At 51.8% G+C, this 25,465-nt stretch carries 6 protein-coding genes; all 6 read left to right on the top strand.

What is annotated here, in order from left to right:
• The first annotated feature begins 86 nt into the window (after positions 1-86).
• The 6 genes from AC3ISQ_RS15585 (at position 87) to cydA (ending at position 25,451) form a co-directional block, all read left to right on the top strand.
• Positions 87-3,185 carry an Ig-like domain-containing protein gene (locus AC3ISQ_RS15585; RefSeq protein ID WP_489347939.1) on the top strand — a complete coding sequence of 1,033 codons (3,099 nt, stop codon included), beginning with the start codon at positions 87-89 and terminating at the stop codon, positions 3,183-3,185.
• Between the two features lie 354 nt (positions 3,186-3,539).
• Positions 3,540-7,715, top strand: coding sequence for an Ig-like domain-containing protein (locus AC3ISQ_RS15580; RefSeq protein ID WP_489347937.1), 4,176 nt, complete (start codon positions 3,540-3,542; stop codon positions 7,713-7,715).
• A 271-nt stretch (positions 7,716-7,986) separates the two neighbouring features.
• Positions 7,987-13,287: an Ig-like domain-containing protein gene (locus tag AC3ISQ_RS15575; RefSeq protein WP_489347935.1), complete on the top strand. Its 5,301-nt coding sequence runs from the start codon at positions 7,987-7,989 to the stop codon at positions 13,285-13,287.
• Positions 13,288-13,562: 275 nt separating this feature from the next.
• On the top strand, positions 13,563-18,677 hold the full coding sequence (locus AC3ISQ_RS15570; protein ID WP_489347933.1) for an Ig-like domain-containing protein: 5,115 nt from the start codon (positions 13,563-13,565) through the stop codon (positions 18,675-18,677).
• A 297-nt stretch (positions 18,678-18,974) separates the two neighbouring features.
• The gene (locus AC3ISQ_RS15565) at positions 18,975-23,249 is read left to right on the top strand and encodes an Ig-like domain-containing protein (RefSeq protein ID WP_489347931.1); all 4,275 of its coding nucleotides are present in this window, start codon (positions 18,975-18,977) and stop codon (positions 23,247-23,249) included.
• A gap of 633 nt (positions 23,250-23,882) precedes the next feature.
• The gene (gene cydA, locus AC3ISQ_RS15560; protein WP_489347929.1) at positions 23,883-25,451 is read left to right on the top strand and encodes a cytochrome ubiquinol oxidase subunit I; all 1,569 of its coding nucleotides are present in this window, start codon (positions 23,883-23,885) and stop codon (positions 25,449-25,451) included.
• The last annotated feature ends 14 nt before the right edge of the window (positions 25,452-25,465 follow it).

Below are 25,465 nucleotides of genomic sequence, written 5' to 3'. Positions count from 1 at the left end.
ATAAGAATGAGCACTCACTATTTAATAATAAGGATATTGATATTATGACGCCTATAAATTCAAACATGAGACCTCTCATGGAAAGAATGGATCTTCTGGAACCAACTCCCACCACGGAAAATGAAGAGGCCGTATATTTCCCAACGGCAACGCGCAACAATACTGTTGTTAACGAAGAGATTGCACAAAATACCTCTGCGGTAGCAAGTGCCCCGCCAAGTCCTGCATTTTTGCAATCTACAGGTCTGCAATCTACCGGCCGCCCACTACTGGGTGATACGCCGCAATTACCGATCACTAAAAATGCCCACAAAGGCCTCTCGGGGAATGGTGAAGTCCGCAGCACTATCGAAGTGTATGACAATGGCTTCTTCTTGCTGAGGACCCCCGTTGATGCCAATGGCCGTTGGAGTTTTACCCCCGGTAATGCGTTGGCGGATGGTGAACACAGTTATCAGGTACGAGCGATTGACCACGCCGGTAACGTCGGGCAATTCTCTGCGCCTTATCAATTCATTGTCGATACTCAGGCGCCGGATCGTCCGTTAATCACCCAATTGGCTGATGGTGACAGCATACTGAATAACGGTGCCGCCACGAGTAACTTGCGCCCAGTGTTGAGTGGTGATACAGAAGCGAACAGCACCGTGAGTGTTTATGGTAATGGTGTGTTGTTAGGGGCGACGATTGCCGATGCGTCTGGGCACTGGGTATTCAGCCCGACTACGAACCTGGCCGAACAATCTTACAACTTTACCGTCACCGCTACTGATCGTGCGGGTTGGGTCAGCCCCGAATCCAGCCCGGTGAATTTGCTGCTGGATGCGACCGCACCCGGCAAACCGGCGATCACACAGGTGATAGACGACGAAGTCGGCCACCCGGGGATCATTACCGCGGGCGGCGAAAGTGATGACAATACACCGATGTTCAGCGGTACGGCGGAGCCTCGTGCAGTCATCAAACTGTATGATGGCAACACCTTGATCGGTGAAACCGATGCCGATAGCCGTGGGCGCTGGACCCTTGATGTGGAAGTCCCATTGGCGAATGGCAACCACAGCATCACAGTCACGGCGACCGATGCGGCAGGAAATACCAGCGTGGCGAGTGATACCTTTGTCTTTACCGTGGTTCCGGTAATGGGCACCTTGACTATCGATGGCATGAGCAAAGATAGCGGTGTGAACGATCATGACTTTGTGACGGCGGACGGTACTGCTGGGCGTGGTATTTACGGTAGCCTGAGTAATGAACTCCTTAATGGGCAGAAAGTGCAGGTTTCACTGGATGGTGGTGCCACTTGGCATGACGCGGTAGCCAATGGCACGTCTTGGGCCTATACCGATATGGCGGCACATAACAGTCACTGGACTATTCAGTCGCGCATTATTGATGGTCTGGGCAATGCCAATTACGCACAGAAAGACGTCACTTTGCTGATGACTGTAGGTGCACCGGGTATTACCAGTATTCCTGATGCAGTTGGCGGATATACCGAGCAAAAAGCCCTGGATGGCTCTGATGTGACGGTATCACTGCAAGACTCGGGTGCCAAGGTAGGGGATACGCTGCATATCGTTTGGGGGCACACTACTTATGATCAAGTGTTGACGCAGGCGGATATCACGGCGGGTCAACTGACGGTGCATGTCCCTGCCCAGCAAACCACGGTTCAAGACACTCAGGGTACTTTTGCGGTAACCGCACAAATCATCAGTAGTGAAGGGGTGATCGGTGCACCCAGTGCCGCTTTTGTTGTCAATGACGACGTGCTCACTGTCGTGAGTGATGAGCTGCAAAATACGCCAGCGAATAATACCTATTACGGTAATGACATTATTATTACCAGTAATTCGGCGTTGACCCATGATGGCGGAACCAGTACTTCCCTCGCAGGTTTGTGGATTAATAGCCCAAGCAGTAATTACTTTAACTTGGCGTTCGTTAAGCCAGTGGCACAATTTGAGCTGGACATTACCGGGTTGCAGAATGGTGCAGGTGGTTCACGAGTGGTGATTTACGATGTCAACGGTAACATCTTGTTCGACCAGAAAGTTCAGCAAGATGGCACTGGCGGGGTTGTGGGCAATAGTAAACACTTCAGCTATAGCGCACCAGAAGGTAATGAAATCGGTTTGGCGATGATTTATGGCGATGGGGTTAATGGTGGACTGATTCTTGATAATATCTCCTTCCAGCAAGTCAACCCGATTAACCAGACATTCGATAACTTCGAAAATGCAGTAATAGGTGCCGATAAGATATATGCGGGTGAAGGTTTTACCGCCAGCGGTGCTATATCAGTCAACACGGTTGCGCCCCATGTGGCGGGCAGCAAAGCCCTTGCTATCAGTGGCACTGGTGGTGTGGATAAGTCAGCCACTTTTATCCTGGATAACCCGAGCAAGCTGGTTTCCTTCTGGGTCAGCGCCCTGAATGATATGGGCGTGACGGTGAAAGCGTATGATGCCGATAACAACCTGCTGATCAATAAGACCATTTACCCGACAACTGCGGGCATAACCCATTACGACGGCATAAACTATCACGGTGAAGTGAGTCTGACGGTACCAGAAGGGCAGGCAATCAGTAAAATCGTAATGAATACCACCGATAACTGGTTGAATATCGATAACTTCCTGACGGTACCGGTATTAACAAGTGGTGAAGACCATCTTATCGACCACAACTGGGAAACCTACTACGGCACAGCGGGTGACGATGTGGTGAGCATGTCGGTCGATCCATTAGCCTATTTTGCTCAACAGAGTGCAGAGATCCACGGCGGTAACGGGGTAGATACCCTGAAGCTGACCGGTGCGGATCAGGTGCTGGATTTGAGCGTGTTAACTGGCTTTAACGACGCCGGTAAGATCAGCGGGATCGAGAGGTTTGATATCACTGGTACCGGGGATAATACGTTGAAGATTTCTCTCAATGACGTGTTGAACCTGGGGCAAACCGATCTGTTCCTGAATGACGGCAACGTGCAAGTGATGGTTAACGGTGACAGCGGCGACCGCGTCGAGCTATCAGGTCTGCATGACTCGGGTGTGGCATCGGGTCAATGGGTGGCGGGTAACGCGGTATCGATCGATGGGACGCAATATCAGATTTATCAAAATAGCGCGATGCATGCTGAACTGTTGGTGCAAAATAACGTCACCATCGAACTGATGTAATGTTATTAAATGCATTATAAATATTGATGAAATAATCACACCACCTGAGAGTTGTCTCGGGTGGTGCTTATTACATTATCTGAATTTTATTAAACTATGACGAGTTAAGTTTATTTACGGGTGCTTAAACTAATTTAACTGGTCATGTGTGATATTCTTTTTTATTGTTTTTAGATGGTAAAACATTCATCAAAATGATGATGTGCTACCTATTGATATTATAAAAACTTAACTGAGCTATGTACTTTTCTATTTAATAATAAGGATATTGATACCATGACGTCTATAAACTCAAATATGAGACCTTTCACTGAAACAGATCTTCTAGACCCATTGTTATTACCAACAGCCCCCTTGCAGTCTACGAACCGCCCATTACTGGGTGATGCCCCCCAATTGCCGATCACTAAAAACGCTCATAAAGGCCTCTCGGGGAGTAACGGTGAAGTAGGTAGCACTATCGAAGTGTATGACAATGGCTTTTTCTTGCTGAGAACCCCCGTTGATGCGGATGGCCGCTGGAGTTTTACCCCCGGTAATGCGCTGGCGGATGGTGATCACAGTTATCAGGTGCGTGCGATTGACCGTGCCGGTAACGTCGGGGAATTCTCCGCATCTTATAAATTCGTTGTTGATACTCGGGCACCGGATCGCCCGTTGATCACGCAATTGTCTGACGGTGACAGTGCATTGGCCAATGGTTCCACCACTAATAACTTGCGTCCAACGTTGGGCGGAGATGCGGAAGCGAACAGCACCGTGAGCGTTTATGGTAATGGCGTGTTATTGGGGACGACGATTGCCGATGCCTCTGGGCACTGGGTGTTCAGCCCTGCCACTAATCTGGCCGAGCAATCTTACAACTTTACCGTAACAGCCACCGATCGTGCGGGTTGGGTCAGCCCAGCCTCCAGCCCGGTGAATGTGCTGTTGGATGCGACTGCGCCTGGCAAACCGGCTATCACACAGGTGATGGCGGACGAAGGGCAGTCAGGGGTGATCAGCGCCGGTGGCGTCAGCCACGACACGACGCCATTGTTTAGTGGCACGGCAGAGGCACGCGCGATTATCAAAGTGTACGACGGCGAGACATTACTGGGCGAAACGGATGCAGATAGCCGTGGCCGTTGGCGCTTTGATGTTGAGGAGGCGCTGGCGACGGGCAGCCACAACATCACGGTCACCGCCACGGATGCAGCGGGGAACACCAGCGTGATGAGCGACGCTTTCGTGTTCAGTGTCGAGTTGTATGTGCCTCCAAGCGCACCAAGCATTACCTCGGTTGACGATGATAGCAGCGGTACAGAAGTCTTGATCCCGAATGCGGGTATCACCAAAGACGGTACGCCGATATTGCACGGTACGGCTCCTGCCGGCGTCACGGCAGTGAAGGTGTATGACGGCAGCACATTGTTGGGGCAAGCCTCGGTAGATGCCCAAGGTAATTGGGTATTTACCGTGCCGATGCCCTTGTCTGAAGGAACCCACACCCTGACGGCCACGTCGGTTGACGCCCTTGGCACCGCCAGTGAGCCTAGCAACAGCTATCAGTTGACGACGGATTACACCGCGCCCGATAAGCCACTGATCACCCAGGTGAGCAGTGATGAAGGGGAGGTAGGGGCGATCACCCCGGGGGGCGAGACCCACGATACCACGCCCTTTGTGAAGGGGACTGCGGAAGCGGGTTCGCACATCAAACTCTATGATAATGGTCTGCTGATCGGTGAAATGGAGACGCGTTCCAATGGTTGGTGGAGCTATCCATTCGAGATAGACACCCAGTTGGCGGTAGGTAGCCACAGCCTGACTGTCACCGCGACCGATGCGGCAGGGAACATCAGCGTACAGAGCGACGCCTTTGTGTTCAGCATCGAGCCGTATGCCCCTCCGAGTGCGCCAAGCATTATCGGGGCTGTCGATAATACCTTGACGCCATGGGTTACAGTCCCGATCCCGAACGGGGGGTTCACCAAAGACAATACGCCTGTATTGAACGGCACGGCACCTGCGGGTTTGACGGTGAAAGTGTATGACGGCGACACCTTGTTGGGGCAAACCCAGGCCAATGCCCAGGGTAATTGGGTGTTTACCGTGCCGATGCCCTTGTCGGAAGGCGCTCACAACCTGACGGCCACTTCAGTTGACGTCCGTGGAACCCCCAGTGAGCCCAGCAACAGCTATCAGTTGACGACGGATTACACTGCTCCCAATAAGCCGGAGATCAACCAGGTGATCAGTGACGAAGGGGTGATTGGCCCGGTCACGGCTGGGGGGAGTACCCACGATACCACGCCGCGCGTGACGGGGACGGCGGAAGCCAACGCGCACATCAAACTCTATGATGCGGGTAACCGTTTGATCGGTGAAACGGATGCGGACACTAATGGCAATTGGTCCTATCAAATCCCGGCCGGTAGTGAGTTGGCGACAGGAAGCCACAACCTGACGGTTAAGGCAATCGATGCGGCGGGGAACACCAGCGTAATAAGTGACGCTTTTGTCTTCACTGTCGTACCCGCTATGGGGACGCTGACTATCGATGGTATGAGTAAAGACAGTGGCATCAACGATCATGACTTTGTGACGGCGGACGGCACTGCTGGGCGTGGTATTTACGGTAGTCTGAGTGATGAACTCCGTGCTGGACAGAAAGTACAGGTTTCGCTGGACGGTGGTGTGACTTGGCATGACGCGGTGGCTAACGGCACTTCTTGGGCCTATACCGATACCGCTGCTCATTCGGCGGACTGGATCATTCAAGCGCGGATTACTGATGGGGAAAACAGCAACACCGTACAACAGGCGGTGAGTTTTTCCAGTGATGTCCCGATATCTGACGGAGGTACAGAAGGTGCAGAAGGTACACCGGTGATCATTGCCATTCCTGAAGCCGAGGGGGGTTATACCTTTGATGAGGCTGGTAATGGGGCGACGCTGAGTGTGTCGCTGGCCAACACGCAAGCCAAGGCCGGCGATACGCTGAATATCCGCTGGGGGGTGAAAACGGAGAATCACGTGCTGACGCAAGACGAGATTACTGCGGGTATGGTTGAGGTTCATGTCTCACCCCGGACGACTCAAGGGCAGGTGGAGCAAGAAGGGCTGGACACCGCGTTCTCGGTGCAAGTCCGGTTAGTGAGTGACGGCCAGGCCGGTGACTATTCGATACCCTTCCCGGTGAGCTTCGATGGGTTGGATCATGAGTCAACCTCTCAGCCCTACTCCAGTCCGGTGAATATTACGGCTATTCCGGATGCTGTGGGAGGGTTCAATAACGAGAAAGCAGCAGATGGTTCGGATATGACGGTTTCACTGCAAAATAGCGATGCTAAAGCTGGAGATACGCTGCATATCGTTTGGGGTAATACCACTTATGATCAAGTGTTAACACCAGCAGACATCACTGCCGGTAGCTTGACCATAAATGTGCCATCGCAACAGACTCTGGTGCAGGGCGGTATCAACGATTTTACCGTAACAGCACAAATTATCGGTCAGAATGGAGAGATCGGGAAGGTGTCGTCAGGGTTTTACGTGATAGGTGGTAGGGTCGAGATAGATCAAACGCAGGTGTTTAACACCAGTGTCTTCAGTGGCGGTGAAACTATGAACGGTTACGTCAGTGAAAGTGGTGGTTTTACGGTAACTGGCAACTATGTTACAAAAAAAGCTAGTAACTTTGTTTGGCCGCTGTCTGTGCCTGGCGCCATGTATATTGTATCCAATACTACAGCGACCATCGCATTTGATGATGGGCGTAACAATGTCAAGTTGTCAATCACTGGGATTGAGTCGGGTGCTAACTATGCCGTCATCAAAGTATATGATGTGCATGGTGTTTTGTTAAAAACGGAAAACTTGAGTAATCCGTATAACACTACGGCAGCACAAATCTTCAATTACACCGCAGAGGGAGAGTTGGTTGGTAGGGTAGAAATCACAGGGGATGATCATGGGACGCATGTACTGAAAATTGAAACCAGTAAATCGGCACATGGTGCTGATGTTGCTGACATTAACCTTATCGACCACAACTGGGAAACTTACTACGGTACAGCGGGCGACGACGTGGTGAGTATATCGGTCGATCCATTAGCCTATTTTGCTCAGCAGGGTGCAGAGATCCACGGCAGTAACGGGGTCGATACCCTGAAGTTGACCGGTGCGGGTCAAGTGCTGAACTTGAGCGGCTTAAGCGGCTTTAACGATGCGGGTAAGATCAGCGGGATCGAGAAGTTTGATATCACTGGTACCGGCGATAATACGTTGAAAATCTCCCTTAACGATGTGCTGAACCTGGGGCAAACCGATTTGTTCCTGAATGATGGCAACGTGCAGGTGATGGTTAACGGTAACAGCGGTGACCGCGTCGAGTTATCGGGTCTGCATGACACGGATGTGGCTCCGGGTCAATGGGTGGCGGGTAACGCGGTGTCAATCGGTGGGACGCAATATCAGGTGTATCAAAATAGCGCGATGCATGCCGAACTGTTGGTGCAAAATAACGTCATCATCGAACTGATGTAATGTTATTAAATGCATTATCAATATTGATGTAATAAACACACCACCTGAGAGTTGTCTTGGGTGGTGCTTATTGCATTATCTGAATTTTATTGATTTATGACGCGTTAAGTTTATTTGCGGGAGCTTAAATTCATTTAACTGGTCAGGATTAATATTCGTTTTATTGTTTTCAGCAAAAATATTCACTGGGGTGATGAGTTTTGCCTGTTGATATTATAAAAATCTAACCAAATCCTGTACTTTTCTATTTAATAATAAGGATATTGATATCATGAAGCCTATAAACCCAAATATGGGTCCTCTCACTGAAGAAACAGACTTCCTAGATCCCATGGCCCTCTTGCAATCTACCGGGCGCCCATTACTGGGGGATACCCCCGAATTGCCGATCACTAAAAACGCCCATAAAGGTCTCTCGGGGAACGGCGAAGCGCGCAACACTATCGAAGTGTATGACAACGGTTTCTTCCTACTGAAAACCACCGTTGATGCCAATGGCCGCTGGAGTTTTACCCCCGGTAATGCATTGGCGGATGGTGAGCACAGTTATCAAATACGTGCGATTGACCGTGCCGGTAACGTCGGGCAATTCTCCGCGCCTTATCAATTCATTGTCGATACCCAGGCACCGGATCGCCCGTTGATCACGCTGTTGGCCGACGGTGACAATGTGCTAAATAGCGGTGCCGCCATGAATAATTTGCGCCCAACGCTGGGCGGCGATGCGGAAGCGAACAGCACCGTGAGCGTTTATGGTAATGGCGTGTTATTGGGGACGACGACAGCGGATGCGTCTGGGCACTGGGTATTCAGCCCGACCACGAGTCTGGCCGAACAATCTTACAATTTTACCGTAACGGCCACCGATCGCGCGGGGTGGGTCAGCCTGGCCTCCAGCCCGGTGAATGTGCTGCTGGATGCGACAGCACCTGGCAAGCCAGCTATCACACAGGTGATGGCGGACGAAGGGCAGTCAGGGGTGATCAGCGCCGGTGGCGTCAGCCACGACACGACGCCGTTGTTTAGTGGCACGGCAGAAGCACGCGCGATTATCAAGGTGTACGACGGTGCGACATTGCTGGGTGAAACGGATGCGGATAGCCGTGGCCGCTGGCGCTTTGATGTTGAGGTGGCGCTGGCGACGGGTAATCACAACATCACGGTCACCGCCACGGATGCGGCGGGGAACACCAGCGTGATGAGTGACGCTTTCACGTTCAGTGTCGAGTCGTATGGCCCCCCAAGCGCGCCGAGCATTACCTCGGTTGATGATAATACCAGCGGTACAGAAGTCCTGATCCCGAATGGAGGGATCACCAAAGACGGTACGCCAGTGTTGCACGGCACGGCGCCCGCAGGGCTGACGGTGAAAGTGTATGACGGCGGCACATTGTTGGGGCAAGCCTCGGTCGATGTACAGGGCAATTGGGTATTTACCGTGTCGATGCCTTTGCCTGAAGGGACTCACACTCTGACGGCCACATCGGTTGACCTCAGCGGCACCGCCAGTGAGCCCAGTAATAACTATCAGTTGACGACGGATTACACCGCGCCCGGTAAACCGGTGATCAGCCAAGTAAACAGTGATGAAGGGGAGATAGGTCCGATCACCCCGGGGGGCGTGACCCAAGATACCACGCCCTTTGTGAAGGGGACGGCGGAAGCTAACGCACGCATCACACTCTATGATGGTAATGGGAGCCGCTTGATCGGGGAAACGACGGCGGATGCCAGTGGCAACTGGTCTTATCAAGTCTCGGCAGGCAGTGCGCTGGCCGCAGGAGACCACAGTCTGACGGTCACCGCGACCGATGCGGCGGGGAACACCAGTGTGGCGAGCAACGCTTTCGTGTTCAGCGTCGAGTTATATGTACCGCCAAGTGCGCCGAGCATTACCTCGGTTGTCGATGATACCAGTGGTGCCGTCCAGATCCCGAACGGGGGGGTCACCAAAGACAGCACGCCGGTATTGCACGGCACGGCACCCGCAGGGGCAACGGCGGTGAAAGTGTATGACGGCGACATGTTGTTGGGGCAAACCCAGGTCAATGCGCAGGGAGATTGGGTGTTTACCGTACCGATGCAACTGTCGGAAGGGCTCCACAGCCTGACGGCTCGGTCGGTTGACGTCCATGGTACTCCCAGTGGGCCCAGCAACAGCTATCAGTTGACGACGGATTATACTGCGCCCGGTCAGCCGGTGATCAGCCAAGTGCTCAGTGATGAAGGGGCGATGGGCCCGGTCACGGTAGGGGGGAGTACCGAAGATACCACGCCGCGGGTGACGGGGACGGCGGAAGCTAACGCACGCATCACACTTTATGATGGTAATGGGAGCCGCTTGATCGGGGAAACGACGGCGGATGCCAGTGGCAACTGGTCTTATCAAGTCCCGGCAGGCAGCGCGCTGGTCGCCGGAGACCACAGTCTGACGGTCACCGCGACCGATGCGGCGGGGAACACCAGTGTGGCGAGCAACGCTTTCGTGTTCAGCGTCGAGTTATATGTGCCGCCAAGTGCGCCAAGCATTACCTCGGTTGTCGATGATACCAGTGGTGCCGTCCAGATCCCGAACGGGGGGGCCACTAAAGACAGCACGCCGGTATTGCACGGCACGGCACCCGCAGGGGCAACGGCGGTGAAAGTGTATGACGGCGACATGTTGTTGGGGCAAACCCAGGTCAATGCGCAGGGGAACTGGGTGTTTACCGTGCCGATACAACTGTCAGAAGGGCTCCACAGCCTGACGGCCCGGTCGGTTGATGTTCGTGGAACCCCCAGCGGACCCAGCAACAGCTATCAGTTGACGACGGATTATACCGCGCCCGGTCAGCCGGTGATCAGCCAAGTGATCAGTGACGAAGGGGCGATAGGCCCAGTCACGGCGGGGGGGAGTACTGAAGACAGTACGCCGCAGGTGACGGGGACGGCGGAAGCCCACGCACGCATCACACTCTATGATGATAATGGTAGCCGTTTGATCGGGGAAACGACAGCGGATGCCAGTGGCAACTGGACCTATCAAATCCCGGCCGGCAACGTGTTGGCGGTAGGAGGTCATAACCTGACGGTCACGGCGACCGATGCGGCAGGGAATATCAGTGTTGCGAGTGATCCGTTTGTGTTCAGCGTGGTATCGATAGTGGCAGGTACCCTGACTATTGATAGCATGAGCAAAGACAGCGGTGTCAACGATCACGACTTTGTGACGGCGGACGGCACTGCCGGACGAGGCATTTACGGCAGTATCAGCGATCCATTGCAGGCAGGGCAGAAAGTACAGGTTTCGTTGGACGGCGGTGCGACGTGGCATGACGCGGTGGCTAACGGCACGTCTTGGGCCTATACCGATATTGCTGCTCATTCGGCGGACTGGATAGTTCAGGCGCGGATTACCAATGGGGAAAGCAGTAGTATCGCCGTACAACAGGCGGTGAGTTTTGTCAGTGATGCCCCGACATTTGACGGAGGTACAGCAGGTACACCGGTGATCATTGCCATTCCTGAAGCCGAAAGGGGGTATACCTTTGATGAGGTCGGTAATGGGGCAACACTGAGGGTGTCGCTGGCCAACACGCAAGCCAAAGCCGGCGATACGCTGAACATCCGCTGGGGGGTGAAAACGGAGGCTCACGTACTGACGCACGCCGAGGTTGCTGCGGGTGTGGTTGAGGTTCCTGTCTCACCCCGGACGACTCAAGGGCAGGCGGAACAAGCCGGGCTGGACACCGCGTTCTCGGTGCAAGTTCGGTTAGTGAGTGACGGTCATACGGGGGAATACTCGAAGCCTTTCCCGGTGAGTTTCGATGGCCTGGATTATGAGTCAACCTCCTTCAATGCGGTGAGAGTGACGGCGATTCCGGATGCCGTGGGAGGGTACACGGCAGAGAAAGCGGCAGATGGTTCGAACATGACGGTTTCACTGCAAGGCAGTGGTGCCAAAGTGGGGGACACGCTGCATATCGTCTGGGGCACAACCACCTATGACCAGCTATTGACACAGGCCAACATCACGGCGAACAGTGTGACTGTGACGGTGCCTGCACAACAGACGCAAACCCAGGGCGGTATCAACGACTTTAGCGTGACGGCGCAACTTATCGACCAGGATGGGCAAGTGGGGGCGTTATCACCCAAGTTTGAGGTAGTGGGAGCCGGGGAAAGACTCAAACAATGGCAGGAATTTTATTCCGTTGCCTTCACTGACAATAGCAGTATGAATGGTTACGTCAGCGAGTATGGCGGGTTTACGGTCACTGGAACAAATGTTATCAAAAAATCCGTTCCTGGTGTTCCTTCTCCCGAGGGCTCGATGTATGTTGCGCCAGGTGCGACGGCGGTTGTGATGTTTGACGATGGGCGCAGCTATGTATCTATGCTTATGGATAAGACAGACAAGTATGCCACTATCAAGGTGTTCGATGTGCATGGTGCTTTATTGTATGCCCAAAACTATGCTGGCCCTTCGAGCGGGTTTGACTACACAACTCGCGGTGAGTTGATTGGCCGGGTAGAGATTGTGGGTGATGCTTCGGGAACCACATACATACAAAATGTTGTAACCACTAAGACAGCTCACCGTTCTGATGTTTACACTGAAGTGGTTGAGCAAGGGCAAATGTTTAATAACGGTACATTTGCTGATAATACCAGTATGGCTGGGTATCACAGTGAAAGTGGTGGATTTATTGTAGGAGGCCCCGTTGCAAAAAAGGCCAGCAGCAGTGCTTGGCCGCTGGCCGCAGCGGGGGCGATGTTTATTGATTCGAGTTCTGCTACATATATTGACCTTGACGATGGTCGTAGCAGCATCATGCTATCACTCACCGGGATTGAGGCAGCTTATAATAACTACGTCATTATCAAGGTGTACGATGTTTATGAGAACTTACTGATTGAACAGCACGTGAGTAATCCGAATGGGGTGACGAGTGCGCAGACCTTTAGCTACACCACTGACGGTGAACTGATTGGTCGGGTGGTAATGTTGGCGGATGTTGGGGGGGGCTATCTCTTAGGTATTGAAACCAGCAAGGTGGTTTATACCGATATTCCGCTGGGCGATGTTATCGACCACAACTGGGAAACTTACTACGGCACAGCGGGCGACGACGTGGTGAGTATATCGGTCGATCCATTAGCTTACTTTGCTCAACAAGGTGCAGAGATCCACGGGGGGACAGGGGTCGATACCCTGAAGTTGACCGGTGCGGGTCAAGTGCTGAACTTGAGCGGCTTAAGTGGGTTTAACGATGCCGGTAAGATCAGCGGTATCGAGAAGTTTGTTATCACCGGTACCGGCGATAATACGTTGAAAATCTCCCTCAACGACGTGCTGAACCTGGGGCAAACCGATTTGTTCCTGAATGATGGCAACGTGCAGGTGATGGTTAACGGTAACAGCGGCGACCGCGTCGAATTATCGGGTCTGCATGACACGGGTGTGGCTCCGGGTCAATGGGTGGCGGGTAACGCGGTGTCGATCGGCGGGACGCAATATCAGGTGTATCAAAATAGCGCGATGCATGCCGAACTATTGGTGCAAAATAACGTCATCATCGAACTGATGTAATGTTATTTAATGCATTATCAATATTGATGTAATAATCACACCACCTGAGAGTTGTCTCGGGTGGTGCTTATTACATTATCTGAATTTTATTATTCTATGACGAGTTAAGTTTATTTCTGGTGGCTTAAATTAATTTGGCTGGTCAGGTGTGATATTATTTTTCTATTGTTTCTTTACCGAAAATATTCATCGAGGTGATGAATGTTGCCTGTTGATATTATAAAGATTTAACCAAACCTTGTACTTTTCTATTTAATAATAAGGATATTGATATCATGAAGCCTATAAACCCAAATATGGGTCCTCTCACTGAAGAAACAGACTTCCTAGACCCAATGGCCCTCTCGCAATCTACGGGGCGCCCATTACTGGGGGATACCCCCGAATTGCCGATCACCAAAAACGCCCATAAAGGTCTCTCGGGGAATGGTGAGGCGCACAGTACCATTGAAGTGTATGACAACGGTTTCTTCCTACTGAAAACCACCGTTGATGCGAATGGCCGCTGGAGTTTTACCCCCGGTAATGCATTGGCGGATGGTGAGCACAGTTATCAGATACGTGCGATTGACCGTGCCGGTAACATCGGGCAATTCTCCGCGCCTTATCAATTCATTGTCGATACCCAGGCACCGGTTCGCCCGTTGATCACGCAATTGTCTGACGGTGACAGTGCACTGGCCAATGGTGCCGCCACGAATAACTTGCGACCAACGTTGAGCGGCGATGCGGAAGCAAACAGTACCGTGAGCGTTTATGGTAATGGGGTGTTATTGGGGACGACGACAGCGGATGCGTCTGGGCACTGGGTGTTCAGCCCCGCCACGAGTCTGGCCGAACAAGCCTACAACTTTACCGTCACCGCCACCGATCGCGCGGGGTGGGTCAGCCCAGAGTCTAGCCCGGTGAATGTGCTGCTGGATGCGACAGCGCCTGGCAAACCGGCTATCACACAGGTGATGGCGGACGAAGGGCAGTCAGGGGAGATCAGTGCCGGTGGTGTCAGCCACGACACGACGCCGTTGTTTAGTGGCACGGCAGAAGCACGCGCGATCATCAAGGTGTACGACGGCGCGACATTACTGGGTGAAACGGATGCAGATAGCCGTGGCCGCTGGAGCTTTGATGTTGAGGTGGCGCTGGCGACGGGCAGCCACAGCATCACGGTCACCGCGACGGATGCGGCGGGGAACACCAGCGTGATGAGTGACGCTTTCACGTTCAGCGTTGAGTTGTATATGCCCCCAAGCGCGCCGAGCATTACCTCGGTTGACGATGATAGCAGCGGTACAGAAGTCCTGATCCCGAATGGGGGCATCACCAAAGATGGCACGCCGGTGTTGCACGGCACGGCTCCCGCTGGCGTCACGGCAGTGAAAGTGTATGACGGCGGCACATTGTTGGGGCAAACCTCGGTAGATGCGCAGGGTAACTGGGTGTTTACCGTACCGATGCCTTTGCCTGAAGGGACCCACACCTTGACGGCCACGTCGGTTGATGCCCGCGGCACCGCCAGTGAGCCTAGCAACAGCTATCAGTTAACGACGGATTACACCGCGCCCGATAAGCCGCTGATCACCCAGGTGAGCAGTGACGAAGGGGAGATAGGGCCAATCACCCCGGGGGGCGTGACCCAAGATACCACGCCCTTTGTGAAGGGGAGGGCGGAGGCCAACGCGCACATCAAACTCTATGATAATGGCCTGCTGATCGGTGAAATGGAGACGAGTGGCGGTGGTTGGTGGAGCTACCCATTCGAGATAGACACTCAGTTGGCCGCAGGCAGCCACAGCCTGACGGTCACCGCGACGGATGCGGCGGGGAATACTAGCGTACAGAGCGACGCCTTTGTGTTCCGTGTCGAGCCGTATGCTCCCCCAAGCGCGCCAAGCATTACCTCGGTTGTTGATGATACCAGTGGTGCAGTACAAATCCCCAATGGGGGTGTCACCAAAGACAGCACGCCAGTGTTACACGGCACGGCACCTGCAGGCGTCACGGTGGTGAAAGTGTATGACGGCGACATGTTGTTGGGTCAAACTCAGGTCAATGTGCAAGGGAACTGGGTGTTTACCGTACCGATGCAACTGTCGGAAGGGCTCCACAGCCTGACGGCTCGGTCGGTTGACGTCCATGGTACTCCCAGTGGCCCCAGCAACAGCTATCAGTTGACGACGGATTACACCGCGCCCGGTCAACCGGTGATCAGCCAGGTGATCAGTGATGAAGGGGTGATTGGCCAGGTCACTGTAGGGGGGAGTACCGAAGATACCACGCCGCGGGTGACGGGGACGGCGGAAGCTAACGCACGCATCACACTTTATGATGGTAATGGGAGCCGCTTGATCGGGGAAACGACGGCGGATGCCAGTGGCAACTGGTCGTATCAAATCCCGGCCGGCAGTGCGTTGGCAGTTGGGGGCCACAGTCTGACGGTCACCGCGACCGATGCGGCCGGGAACCTCAGTGTACCGAGCAACGCTTTCGCGTTCAGCGTTGAGGCGTATGTACCTCCAGGTGCGCCAAGCATTACCTCGGTTGTTGATGATACTAGTGGTGCAGTCCAGATCCCTAATGGGGGGGTTACTAAAGACAGCACGCCGGTATTGCACGGCACGGCCCCTGCTGGCGCCACGACGGTGAAAGTGTATGACGGCGACACCTTGTTGGGGCAGACCCAGGTCAATGCACAGGGCAATTGGGTGTTTACCGTGCCGATGCAATTGTCGGAAGGGCTTCACAGCCTGACAGCCAAGTCGGTTGATATTCGTGGTACCCCCAGCGGACCTAGCAACAGCTATCAGTTGACGACGGATTACACTGCGCCCGATAAACCCGTGATCAACCAAGTGATCAGTGACGAAGGGAGGATTGGCCCGATCATGCAGTGGGAAGCGACCAAAGACAGCACGCCGCGGGTGACGGGGACGGCGGAGGCCAACGCACGCATCAAACTCTATGATGATAATGGTAGCCGTTTGATCGGTGAAACGACGGCGGATACCCATGGTAGCTGGTCTTATCAAATCCCGACCGACAGCGCGTTGGTGGTAGGAAGACACAACCTGACGGTCACCGCGACCGATGCGGCAGGGAACCTCAGTGTACCGAGCAATGCCTTTGTGTTCAGCGTTGAGGCGTATCCACCCCCGAGTGCACCAAACATTACCTCGGCTATTGATGATTCCAGTGGTGTAGCATGGGTGATCCCCAATACGGGTATCACCAAAGACAGCACGCCGGTATTGCACGGCACGGCGCCTGCGGGGTTGACGGTGAACGTGTATGACGGCAGCACGCTGTTGGGGCAAACCCAAGCTGATGTTCAGGGCAACTGGATATTTACGTTAGGAGTATTGTCGGAAGGGGTCCACACGTTGACGGCCACATCGGTTGACGTGCGTGGTATCGTCAGTGTGCCCAGCAGTGTTTATCAGTTTAGGACGGATTACACCGCGCCCGATAAGCCAGTGATTAGCCAGGTGATCAGTGACGAAGGGATGATAGGCCCGATCACAGCAGGGGGAAGTACCCAAGATAGCACGCCACGGGTGACGGGGACGGCGGAAGCCAATTCGCGCATTAAACTCTATGATGGTAATGGTGGCCGTTTGATCGGGGAAACCAGAGCTGATTACAATGGCAACTGGACTTATCAAATCCCGGCCGGTAGCGCGTTGGCCGTAGGAAGCCATAACCTGATGGTTACAGCGACCGATACGGTGGGTAACACCAGCGTACAGAGTAACGCTTTTGTACTCACCGTGGTTACGATGATGGGCACCTTGACTATCGATGGTATGAGCAAAGACAGCGGTGTGAACGATCATGACTTTGTCACGGCGGATGGTACCGCTGGGCGTGGTATTTATGGCCATCTGAGTAGTGAAATACGTTCTGGGCAGAAAGTGCAAGTTTCGCTGGACGGCGGTGCGACTTGGCATGACGCGGTAGCCAACGGTACTTCTTGGGCCTATACCGATACCACGGCACACTCGGCTAATTGGGCTATTCGGGCTCGAATTATTGATAACTTTGGTAGCACCAATTACGTACAAAAAGACGTTACTCTGTTGATGAATGTGGGTACACCGAGTATCACCAATATTCCTGATGCTGTTGGTGGGTATACCGAGCAGAAAGCACTGGATGGATCACAGGTTAACGTGTCGCTGGTTTCCTCGGGGGCCAAAGCTGGGGATACGCTGCATATCGTCTGGGGGCATACCACCTATGATCACGTGCTAACACAAGCCAATATCACTGCCGGTAGCCTAGTTGTGAATATCCCCGCACAGCAGACGCAGGCACAAGGTGGCATTAACGATTTTACCGTTACTGCACAAATCATCACCCAGAATGGGGCGATCGGTAGGGTTTCGTCAGGGTTTGATGTGGTGGGTAGTGGAGCCGAGACAAATCAAGCACAAGCATTTAACACGAGTGAGTTCTCTGATGACTCAAATTTGGATGGTTATGTCAGTGTCAACGGCGGGTTCATGATAGCCGGTAGTGATGTCCAAAAAAGATCCAGTAAGAACAATTACTGGCCGCTGTCGGAAATGGGGTCTATGTATGTTGGATATGGTAGCACCGGGATGGTTATATTTAATGATGGTCGTGGAAGTGTAACCTTAACTTACACCGGAGTTGAATCGCGTTATAACCGAGCTATCATCAAAGTATATGATGTACATGGTGTTTTAGTAAAAACGGAAGATATAACTAATCCACATGGTATTCAGACTGCACAAGTTTTCAATTACACTGCAACAGGAGAGTTGATTGGTAGAGTTGATATCATAGGAGACATTTATGGGACGCATATACTGAAAATTGAAACCAGTAAGTTTGCGCATGGCACGGATGTTGTCAGTACTAACCTTATCGACCACAACTGGGAAACCTATTACGGCACAGAGGGTGACGACGTAGTGAGTATATCGGTCGACCCATTAGCCTATTTTGCTCAACAAGGTGCGGAGATCCACGGTGGTAATGGGGTCGATACCCTGAAGCTGACCGGAGCAGGACAAGTGCTGAATTTGAGCGGTTTAACTGGGTTTAACGATGCCGGTAAGATCAGCAGTATCGAGAAGTTTGATATTACTGGAACGGGTAATAACACGCTGAAGATCTGCCTGAATGATGTGCTGAACCTAGGGCAAACTAACCTGTTCCTGAATGACGGCAACGTGCAAGTGATGGTTAACGGTAACAGTGGTGACCGCGTCGAGCTATCGGGTCTGCATGACACGGGTGTTGCACCAGGTCAATGGGCTGCGGGTAACGCGGTGTCGATCGGTGGAACGCAGTATCAGGTTTATCAAAACAGCGCAATGCATGCTGAACTGCTGGTGCAAAATAACGTCATCATCGAGTTAATGTGATGTTATTAAATAAAGACTAAGTATTGATAAAATAATAACTCCACCTGATATTTACCTCAGGTGGAGTTGATTAATTCATCTAAATGCATTGATATATAACGAGTTAAGTTTATTTGTGGGGGCATGAATTAATTTAACTGGTCAAATGTAATATATAATTTTCATTGTTTTATGATGGTAAATATTCATCGAGATGATGAATTTGCATATTTGCGCTGTAGAGATTTAACCGAGCCACGTACTTATCTATTCATAAGAATGAGTACTCTACTATTTAATATTAAGGATATTTATATCATGACGAATATAAACTCAAATATGGAAAATCTTACTGAAAAAATAAATCTTCTAGACCCATTGCTGTTACCAACGGCAACTACGGAAAATGAAGAGTCCGTGTATTTCCCGACGGCAACGCGCAACAACATGGTTGTTAGCGAAGAGGTTGTACAGAATACCGCTGTGGTTGATTCATCCGCTCAGGTAGCGACAGCAAATAACGGTATCACCGCACCGGCAACGGCACCTGAAACTGACGTGGCAGCCAGTGCCCCACAAAGCCCAGCACTTTTGCAATCTACGGACTTGCAACCTACCGGCCTGCAATCGACTGGCCGCCCACTGTTGGGTGATACGCCGCCGTTGCCGATCACCAAAAACGCCCATAAAGGGCTTTCGGGTTCGGGTGAAGCACGTAGCACTATCGAAGTGTATGACAATGGTTTCTTCCTGCTGAAAACCACCGTTGATGCGAATGGCCGCTGGAGTTTTACCCCTGGTAATGCGCTGGCAGATGGTGAGCACAGTTATCAGATACGTGCGGTTGACCGTGCCGGTAACATCGGGCAATTCTCCGCGCCCTATCAGTTCATTGTTGATACCCAAGCACCGGTTCGCCCGTTGATCTCGCAATTGTCTGACGGTGACAGTGCACTGACCAATGGTTCCGCCACTAATAACTTGCGCCCAACGTTGAGCGGAGATGCGGAAGCGAACAGTACCGTGAGTGTTTATGGCAATGGTGTGTTGTTGGGGACGACGATTGCCGATGCCGCTGGGCACTGGGTGTTCAGCCCCACCACTAATCTGGCAGAGCAGACTTACAACTTTACCGTCACCGCCACTGATCGAGCGGGTTGGGTCAGCCCGGCCTCCAGCCCGGTGAGCTTGACTCTGGATGTAACAGTACCGAATAAGCCCATGATCACATCGGCGATGGCGGACGAAGGACAGCCAGGACTGATTGTGGAAGGCGGGATCACCTACGACAGCACTCCGTTGTTCAGTGGTACGGCGGAAGCAAATGCGGTGGTTAAAGTGTTCGATGGCAATACCCTACTGGGTGAAACCGAAGCTGATAGCCGTGGGCGATGGAATTTTTACGTTGACGAAGCGCTGAGCATCGGCAACCACAGCATCACGGTAACCGCAACAGATATGGCAGGTAACACCAGTGTACCTTCTAATACCTTCGGACTGACTGTTACTGTTGAAGCTCCAGACATGCATGGCTTGAGTACGACTAATGAGATAGATAGCGATACCAGTCATGGTTTGGTCGCAGGGGATCTTTTCAGTCATAGTGCGACTATCACCAACAACGATATGATCACCCGTGACAGTGACTTAAGGTTGCATGGTACTTTAAGTGCAGAACTGACCAGTGATCAGTATTTGCAGATATCGTTGGATAACGGTAAAAGCTGGGTAACGTTACTGTCAGAAAGTGGTTCGCAGTGGAGTTATCAACTGCCGAATATGACAACAAGTACCACCATTGAGTATCAACTACGAGTGGTTAACTCTGCGGGTGTTGAGGGAATCAACACTAACTTCGCTGATAGTTACCAGGCGGTGGTGGATTTGGTAGCACCAGACGCGATCCTTGGCGCGCCAGTTGTTGATCAAATAGCGGATAACAATACGACCTTTGTCTTTAACAGCAGCCAATACGGTAATGTTGAACCTGGCGCGATTGTTTCGTTAATTAGCGACGTTAACCTCAATGGGACTTACCAAGAAGGGCTGGATCAGATCTTAGCCTTTGCACAAGCCAACGCAGATGGTTCTTGGACACTGAGCACCACATTGCCAGCTGGCGCGCACAACATTGCCTTTATGGTGTGGGACGATGCGGGTAACCGCTCGGGTATGAGCGCATCAACCAGTATTGGTGTTACTGACGACACTGGAAGCACCTTGATCGAACAAACGTGGGGTGGCACTACCGATGCGGAAGGTTATGGACTGAACGCAGCAGCAGTCACTATTAGTAACACCGGGAGTTGGTCATTTGCGCAAAGTGCACGTGGTACTTCAGGCACTGGGCCAGCTAACGCCGTGCGTGTCTATACCGGTGACAACCGCGAAGATTACACGTCGACTTATCTGGCTGAACCTTCTACAAAGAATGGCGCTGGTTATAACGTTGACAGCAGTAGTTACGGGCATTTCGTCAACTCGATGGTATTTGCCGATATCAACCGTGATGGTTTGGCGGATGTGATGTCGCAGGTGAGTGCATATAGTAACTCAGGTCGCACCGCTTATTGGATGCAGAATGCAGATGGCAGCTACTCGCCGAAGGCGCTGGATCAGGGAACTCTGAACCACCTAGGTGGTGTAGTAGCGTATGACCGTAACGGAGATGGTTATCTTGACTTCGTATTGGCTGACTCCGAGGCTGACTCCATTTCGTTTATCAAGAACGTTAACGGCACACTGACTTATGAGCAGGCGAGTGGTTTTTCACCTGGGCACCCAGGTGGTGTTATCCCTTCCAAGCTTAGCGTGTTACATGAAGTCGGTGCGGTGGATATCGACAACAACGGTACTGTAGATATTACGGCACATATTGACTACAACGGTGAAGGTTCATATGTCGGTAACAGTTCTCGTGGCTTGGGGATTCTCTATAACCAGCTTACGGACACTGCATCGACCAATTTCGGGGAAGTGGGATATTACGCCAACGTTTTCCGCAACGATGGTGCAACTGATTACGGTAATTTGTCTATTTCTATGACCTATGCCGATTATAACGGTGATGGTTGGCTAGACTTATTCCTCAGTCGTGGTTCGAAAAACGGCGCCAATAGTGATGAAAGCCGTATCTACCTGAACGATGGTACCGGTAAGCTGATGGCCACAGATGCGAAGGCACTGTGGTTTGGTGACAGCCTAGACGGTGGCACTTCACTGGCGGTTGACTGGAACCACGATGGCAAGATGGACATCATCGAAGTGCCTCGTTCTGGGGTGAATGGCAGCCCGTCACTGTACCTGAACCAAGGTAATGATGTGTGGGGAACCAACACAGTCAAGCTGACAACACTAAACTACAGTAACTTGACGGGGGCAGTGGCGCTTGACTATGACTGGGATGGTTCAATGGATCTGGTGCTATACCGTTCTGGTAGTGACTCTGGCGTAGTTTCTGGCGACAGAGCTGCACCAACACTGCTGGTGAAAAATACCAATATTGCGGCTGATGGTACCAGCTTGCAGATCCGTATTCTTGACGGTAACGGCATCAATACGTTCTACAGTAATACGGTGAAACTGTATGACTCGCACGGTAACCTAGTAGCAACACAGTTGATTAACCCGCAAGCTTCGGGCTCCAGCAATAGTATGGGGTTGGTTAGCTTCTACGGATTGGATCCGAATGAAGTCTACTCAGTGCAATTGTTACGTATTACTCATGGTGTTGCTAACCACGTGGGGGCGTTTGCTGGTGAACAAGGTGGCAACATTAACACCACAGTGAATGAAAACTGGGGCGGGCTGACTACCGGTAAAGCGCATGATGCCTATGTACTGACAGCGGAAAATACCACTGATAACAACAGCACCATAGGGAGTGCAGGTATTATCGGTACTGGGTATAACGACACTTTCTTCAGTTCTGCGGGGGACGATACCTACACCGGTGGTGGTGGCTGGAACCAGATTATGAGTGGCGAGGCTGTCTGGAGTGAAAGCGAAGGTATGGACATCATTGACTACAGCGGTGCACTCAATGCGATCACTGCCAACTTATCGACCGGCAGTGCCACTGGGCATGGTAACGATACCTTGGTCAGCATCGAAGGATTGATTGGTACCCATTTTGGAGATACGTTCACTGATAACGCGGCTAATAACCTGTTCGAAGGCCGTGGTGGCAATGATACGTTCCATCTTGTCAATGGTGGCAATGACACACTGATGTATAACGTGTTGAATGGCCAAGAAAACGATGCTACCGGAGGGAATGGTCACGATACGGTCCATGGCTTCCATGTCGGTAACCTGCTCACCGATAGTAATGCAGATTTGATCGACCTGAGTGATATTCTAGATTATAACGGCTCGATCTCCTTCTTCGAGAAGGATGGCAAGATGGTACTGGATTATTCCTCCCAAGGTGTTCTTGATTATCTGACAGTTGACGTTGTAGGCAACGACACGGTGATTAGCATTGATCGTGATGGTTTGGGGAACCAGTTCTCTACTAGCAGCGTTCTTACGTTGGCAGATGTACACACTGATCTGCAAACGTTGTTGCTGAACAACCAAATCCTTATTTAATTTGTATTATAGCCTGCGGTTTGTCAGCCGCGGGCTATTCCCTCACTTGCCACTTTGAAGTAATTCGAATTATTTCGGCTGCAAAACAATTTCGACACAATTAACTATTATTTTTAACACCGCAGTGTAATTAAAAGTTAATTAAACCATTACGTAACATCAAATCAAGAAAGTGATGAAAAATATCATCATCAATCTGGAAATAATATCCGGATGAGTCTAAATTGTTTTGGATCAAATTACCGCCAAGTACCGCTTTTGGCTAGGATTTGACCTGTAACCAAAAGTCTAACCTGTATCACGTAAAAACCTATTTATTGTATGGGGTTGGGCGAGTATCATTCACGATGTGATTACGAATGGTTAATTTTGTTGCATTTGTTACCCGTTATCAGTTTTCAGTTCTGCGTTTGCAACTCGGTCAATAGGCTTGGTTTGAGCGTGTGATTGAAAACGGAAAAACCGGAGCAAGTTTTGTTGTGTTTTAGGGCATTCACTGCGGGACGTTAGCGGCTACTCTTAACAAGGTAACGTTAATTAACCCAACGGATTTTGAGCTAACACTTCTGTGGCTCAAAAGACGAAGGGAATAACCGCAAGTCGGAGTCTTCCTGCGAGGAGCAAGGAGTCAAGATGTTTGATATTGTCGAACTGTCGCGCTTACAGTTTGCTTTAACAGCGATGTACCACTTCCTATTTGTCCCACTCACGCTCGGTATGGCGTTTTTGCTGGCAATTATGGAAACGGTCTACGTCCTGTCTGGCAAGCAAATCTACAAAGATATGACCAAATTCTGGGGCAAGTTATTTGCAATTAACTTCGCTCTGGGTGTGGCCACCGGTCTGACCATGGAGTTCCAGTTCGGAACCAACTGGTCATATTTCTCCCACTACGTCGGTGACATCTTCGGGGCTCCGTTAGCCATCGAAGGTCTGATGGCGTTCTTCCTTGAATCGACGTTGGTTGGTCTGTTCTTCTTCGGTTGGGATCGTCTGAGCAAAGTTCAGCACATGGCGGTAACCTGGTTCGTAGCCCTCGGCTCTAACCTGTCCGCGTTGTGGATCTTGGTTGCTAACGGCTGGATGCAGAACCCGATCGCTTCAGACTTCAACTTCGAAACCATGCGTATGGAGATGGTTAGCTTCTCCGAACTGGTATTCAACCCAGTTGCGCAAGTGAAGTTCGTTCACACCGTCGCTTCCGGCTACACCACTGGCGCGATGTTTGTACTGGGTATCAGCGCTTACTACCTGCTGAAAGGGCGCGATGTGGCATTTGCCAAGCGTTCCTTCGCTATTGCTGCTAGCTTCGGTATGGCTGCTATCTTGTCTGTTATCGTACTGGGTGATGAATCCGGTTATGAAATGGGTGACGTGCAGAAAACCAAACTGGCGGCGATTGAAGCCGAGTGGGACACCCAACCGGCTCCTGCGTCCTTTACTCTGTTCGGTATTCCTGATCAGGATAAGATGGAAAACGACTACGCTATTCAAATCCCGTATGCGCTTGGCCTGATCGCCACTCGTTCTACCGATACCCAAGTGACTGGCCTGAAAGATCTGATGGCACAGCATGAAGTACGTATCCGTAACGGTATGAAAGCCTATGGTCTGTTGGAAGAACTGCGTAGCGGCAATACCGATCCTGCGGTACGTAGCCAGTTCGACCAAGCCAAAAAAGACTTGGGTTACGGCATGTTGCTGAAGCGCTATACTCCGAACGTCACCGACGCGACGGAAGCGCAGATCCAACAAGCGACCAAAGACTCAATCCCACGTGTAGCACCGTTGTATTTCGCTTTCCGTATCATGGTGGCTTGTGGCGTATTGATGTTGATCATCATCGGCCTGTCATTCCTGAGCGTGGTGCGTAACCGTATCGGTCAGAAAAAATGGCTATTGCGTGCTGCACTGTACGGCTTGCCGTTACCGTGGATTGCGGTGGAAGCCGGTTGGTTCGTGGCGGAATACGGTCGTCAACCGTGGGCGATTGGTGAGGTGCTGCCAACGGCAGTGGCTAACTCTTCGTTGACTGCGGGCGATATTCTGTTCTCCATGGGGCTGATTTGTGGCTTGTACACCCTGTTCCTAGTGGCTGAAATGTACCTGATGTTCAAGTTTGCGCGTTTGGGACCAAGCAGCCTGAAAACTGGCCGCTATCACTTTGAACAACCGACTGCCTCTGTGCAGGAAGCGCGCTAAACAGGAGTCCACGT

This window comes from Serratia sp. KH_031 (assembly GCF_057839655.1).
The sequence above is the reverse complement of the archived record's forward strand: the minus strand, read 5'-3'. Positions and strand labels throughout refer to the sequence as shown.

Coding starts and splice junctions, on each gene's coding strand:
- AC3ISQ_RS15585 (WP_489347939.1), top strand. CDS start 87: ATGGATCTTCTGGAACCAACTCCCACCACGGAAAATGAAGAGGCCGTA.
- AC3ISQ_RS15575 (WP_489347935.1), top strand. CDS start 7,987: ATGAAGCCTATAAACCCAAATATGGGTCCTCTCACTGAAGAAACAGAC.
- AC3ISQ_RS15570 (WP_489347933.1), top strand. CDS start 13,563: ATGAAGCCTATAAACCCAAATATGGGTCCTCTCACTGAAGAAACAGAC.
- AC3ISQ_RS15565 (WP_489347931.1), top strand. CDS start 18,975: ATGACGAATATAAACTCAAATATGGAAAATCTTACTGAAAAAATAAAT.
- cydA (WP_489347929.1), top strand. CDS start 23,883: ATGTTTGATATTGTCGAACTGTCGCGCTTACAGTTTGCTTTAACAGCG.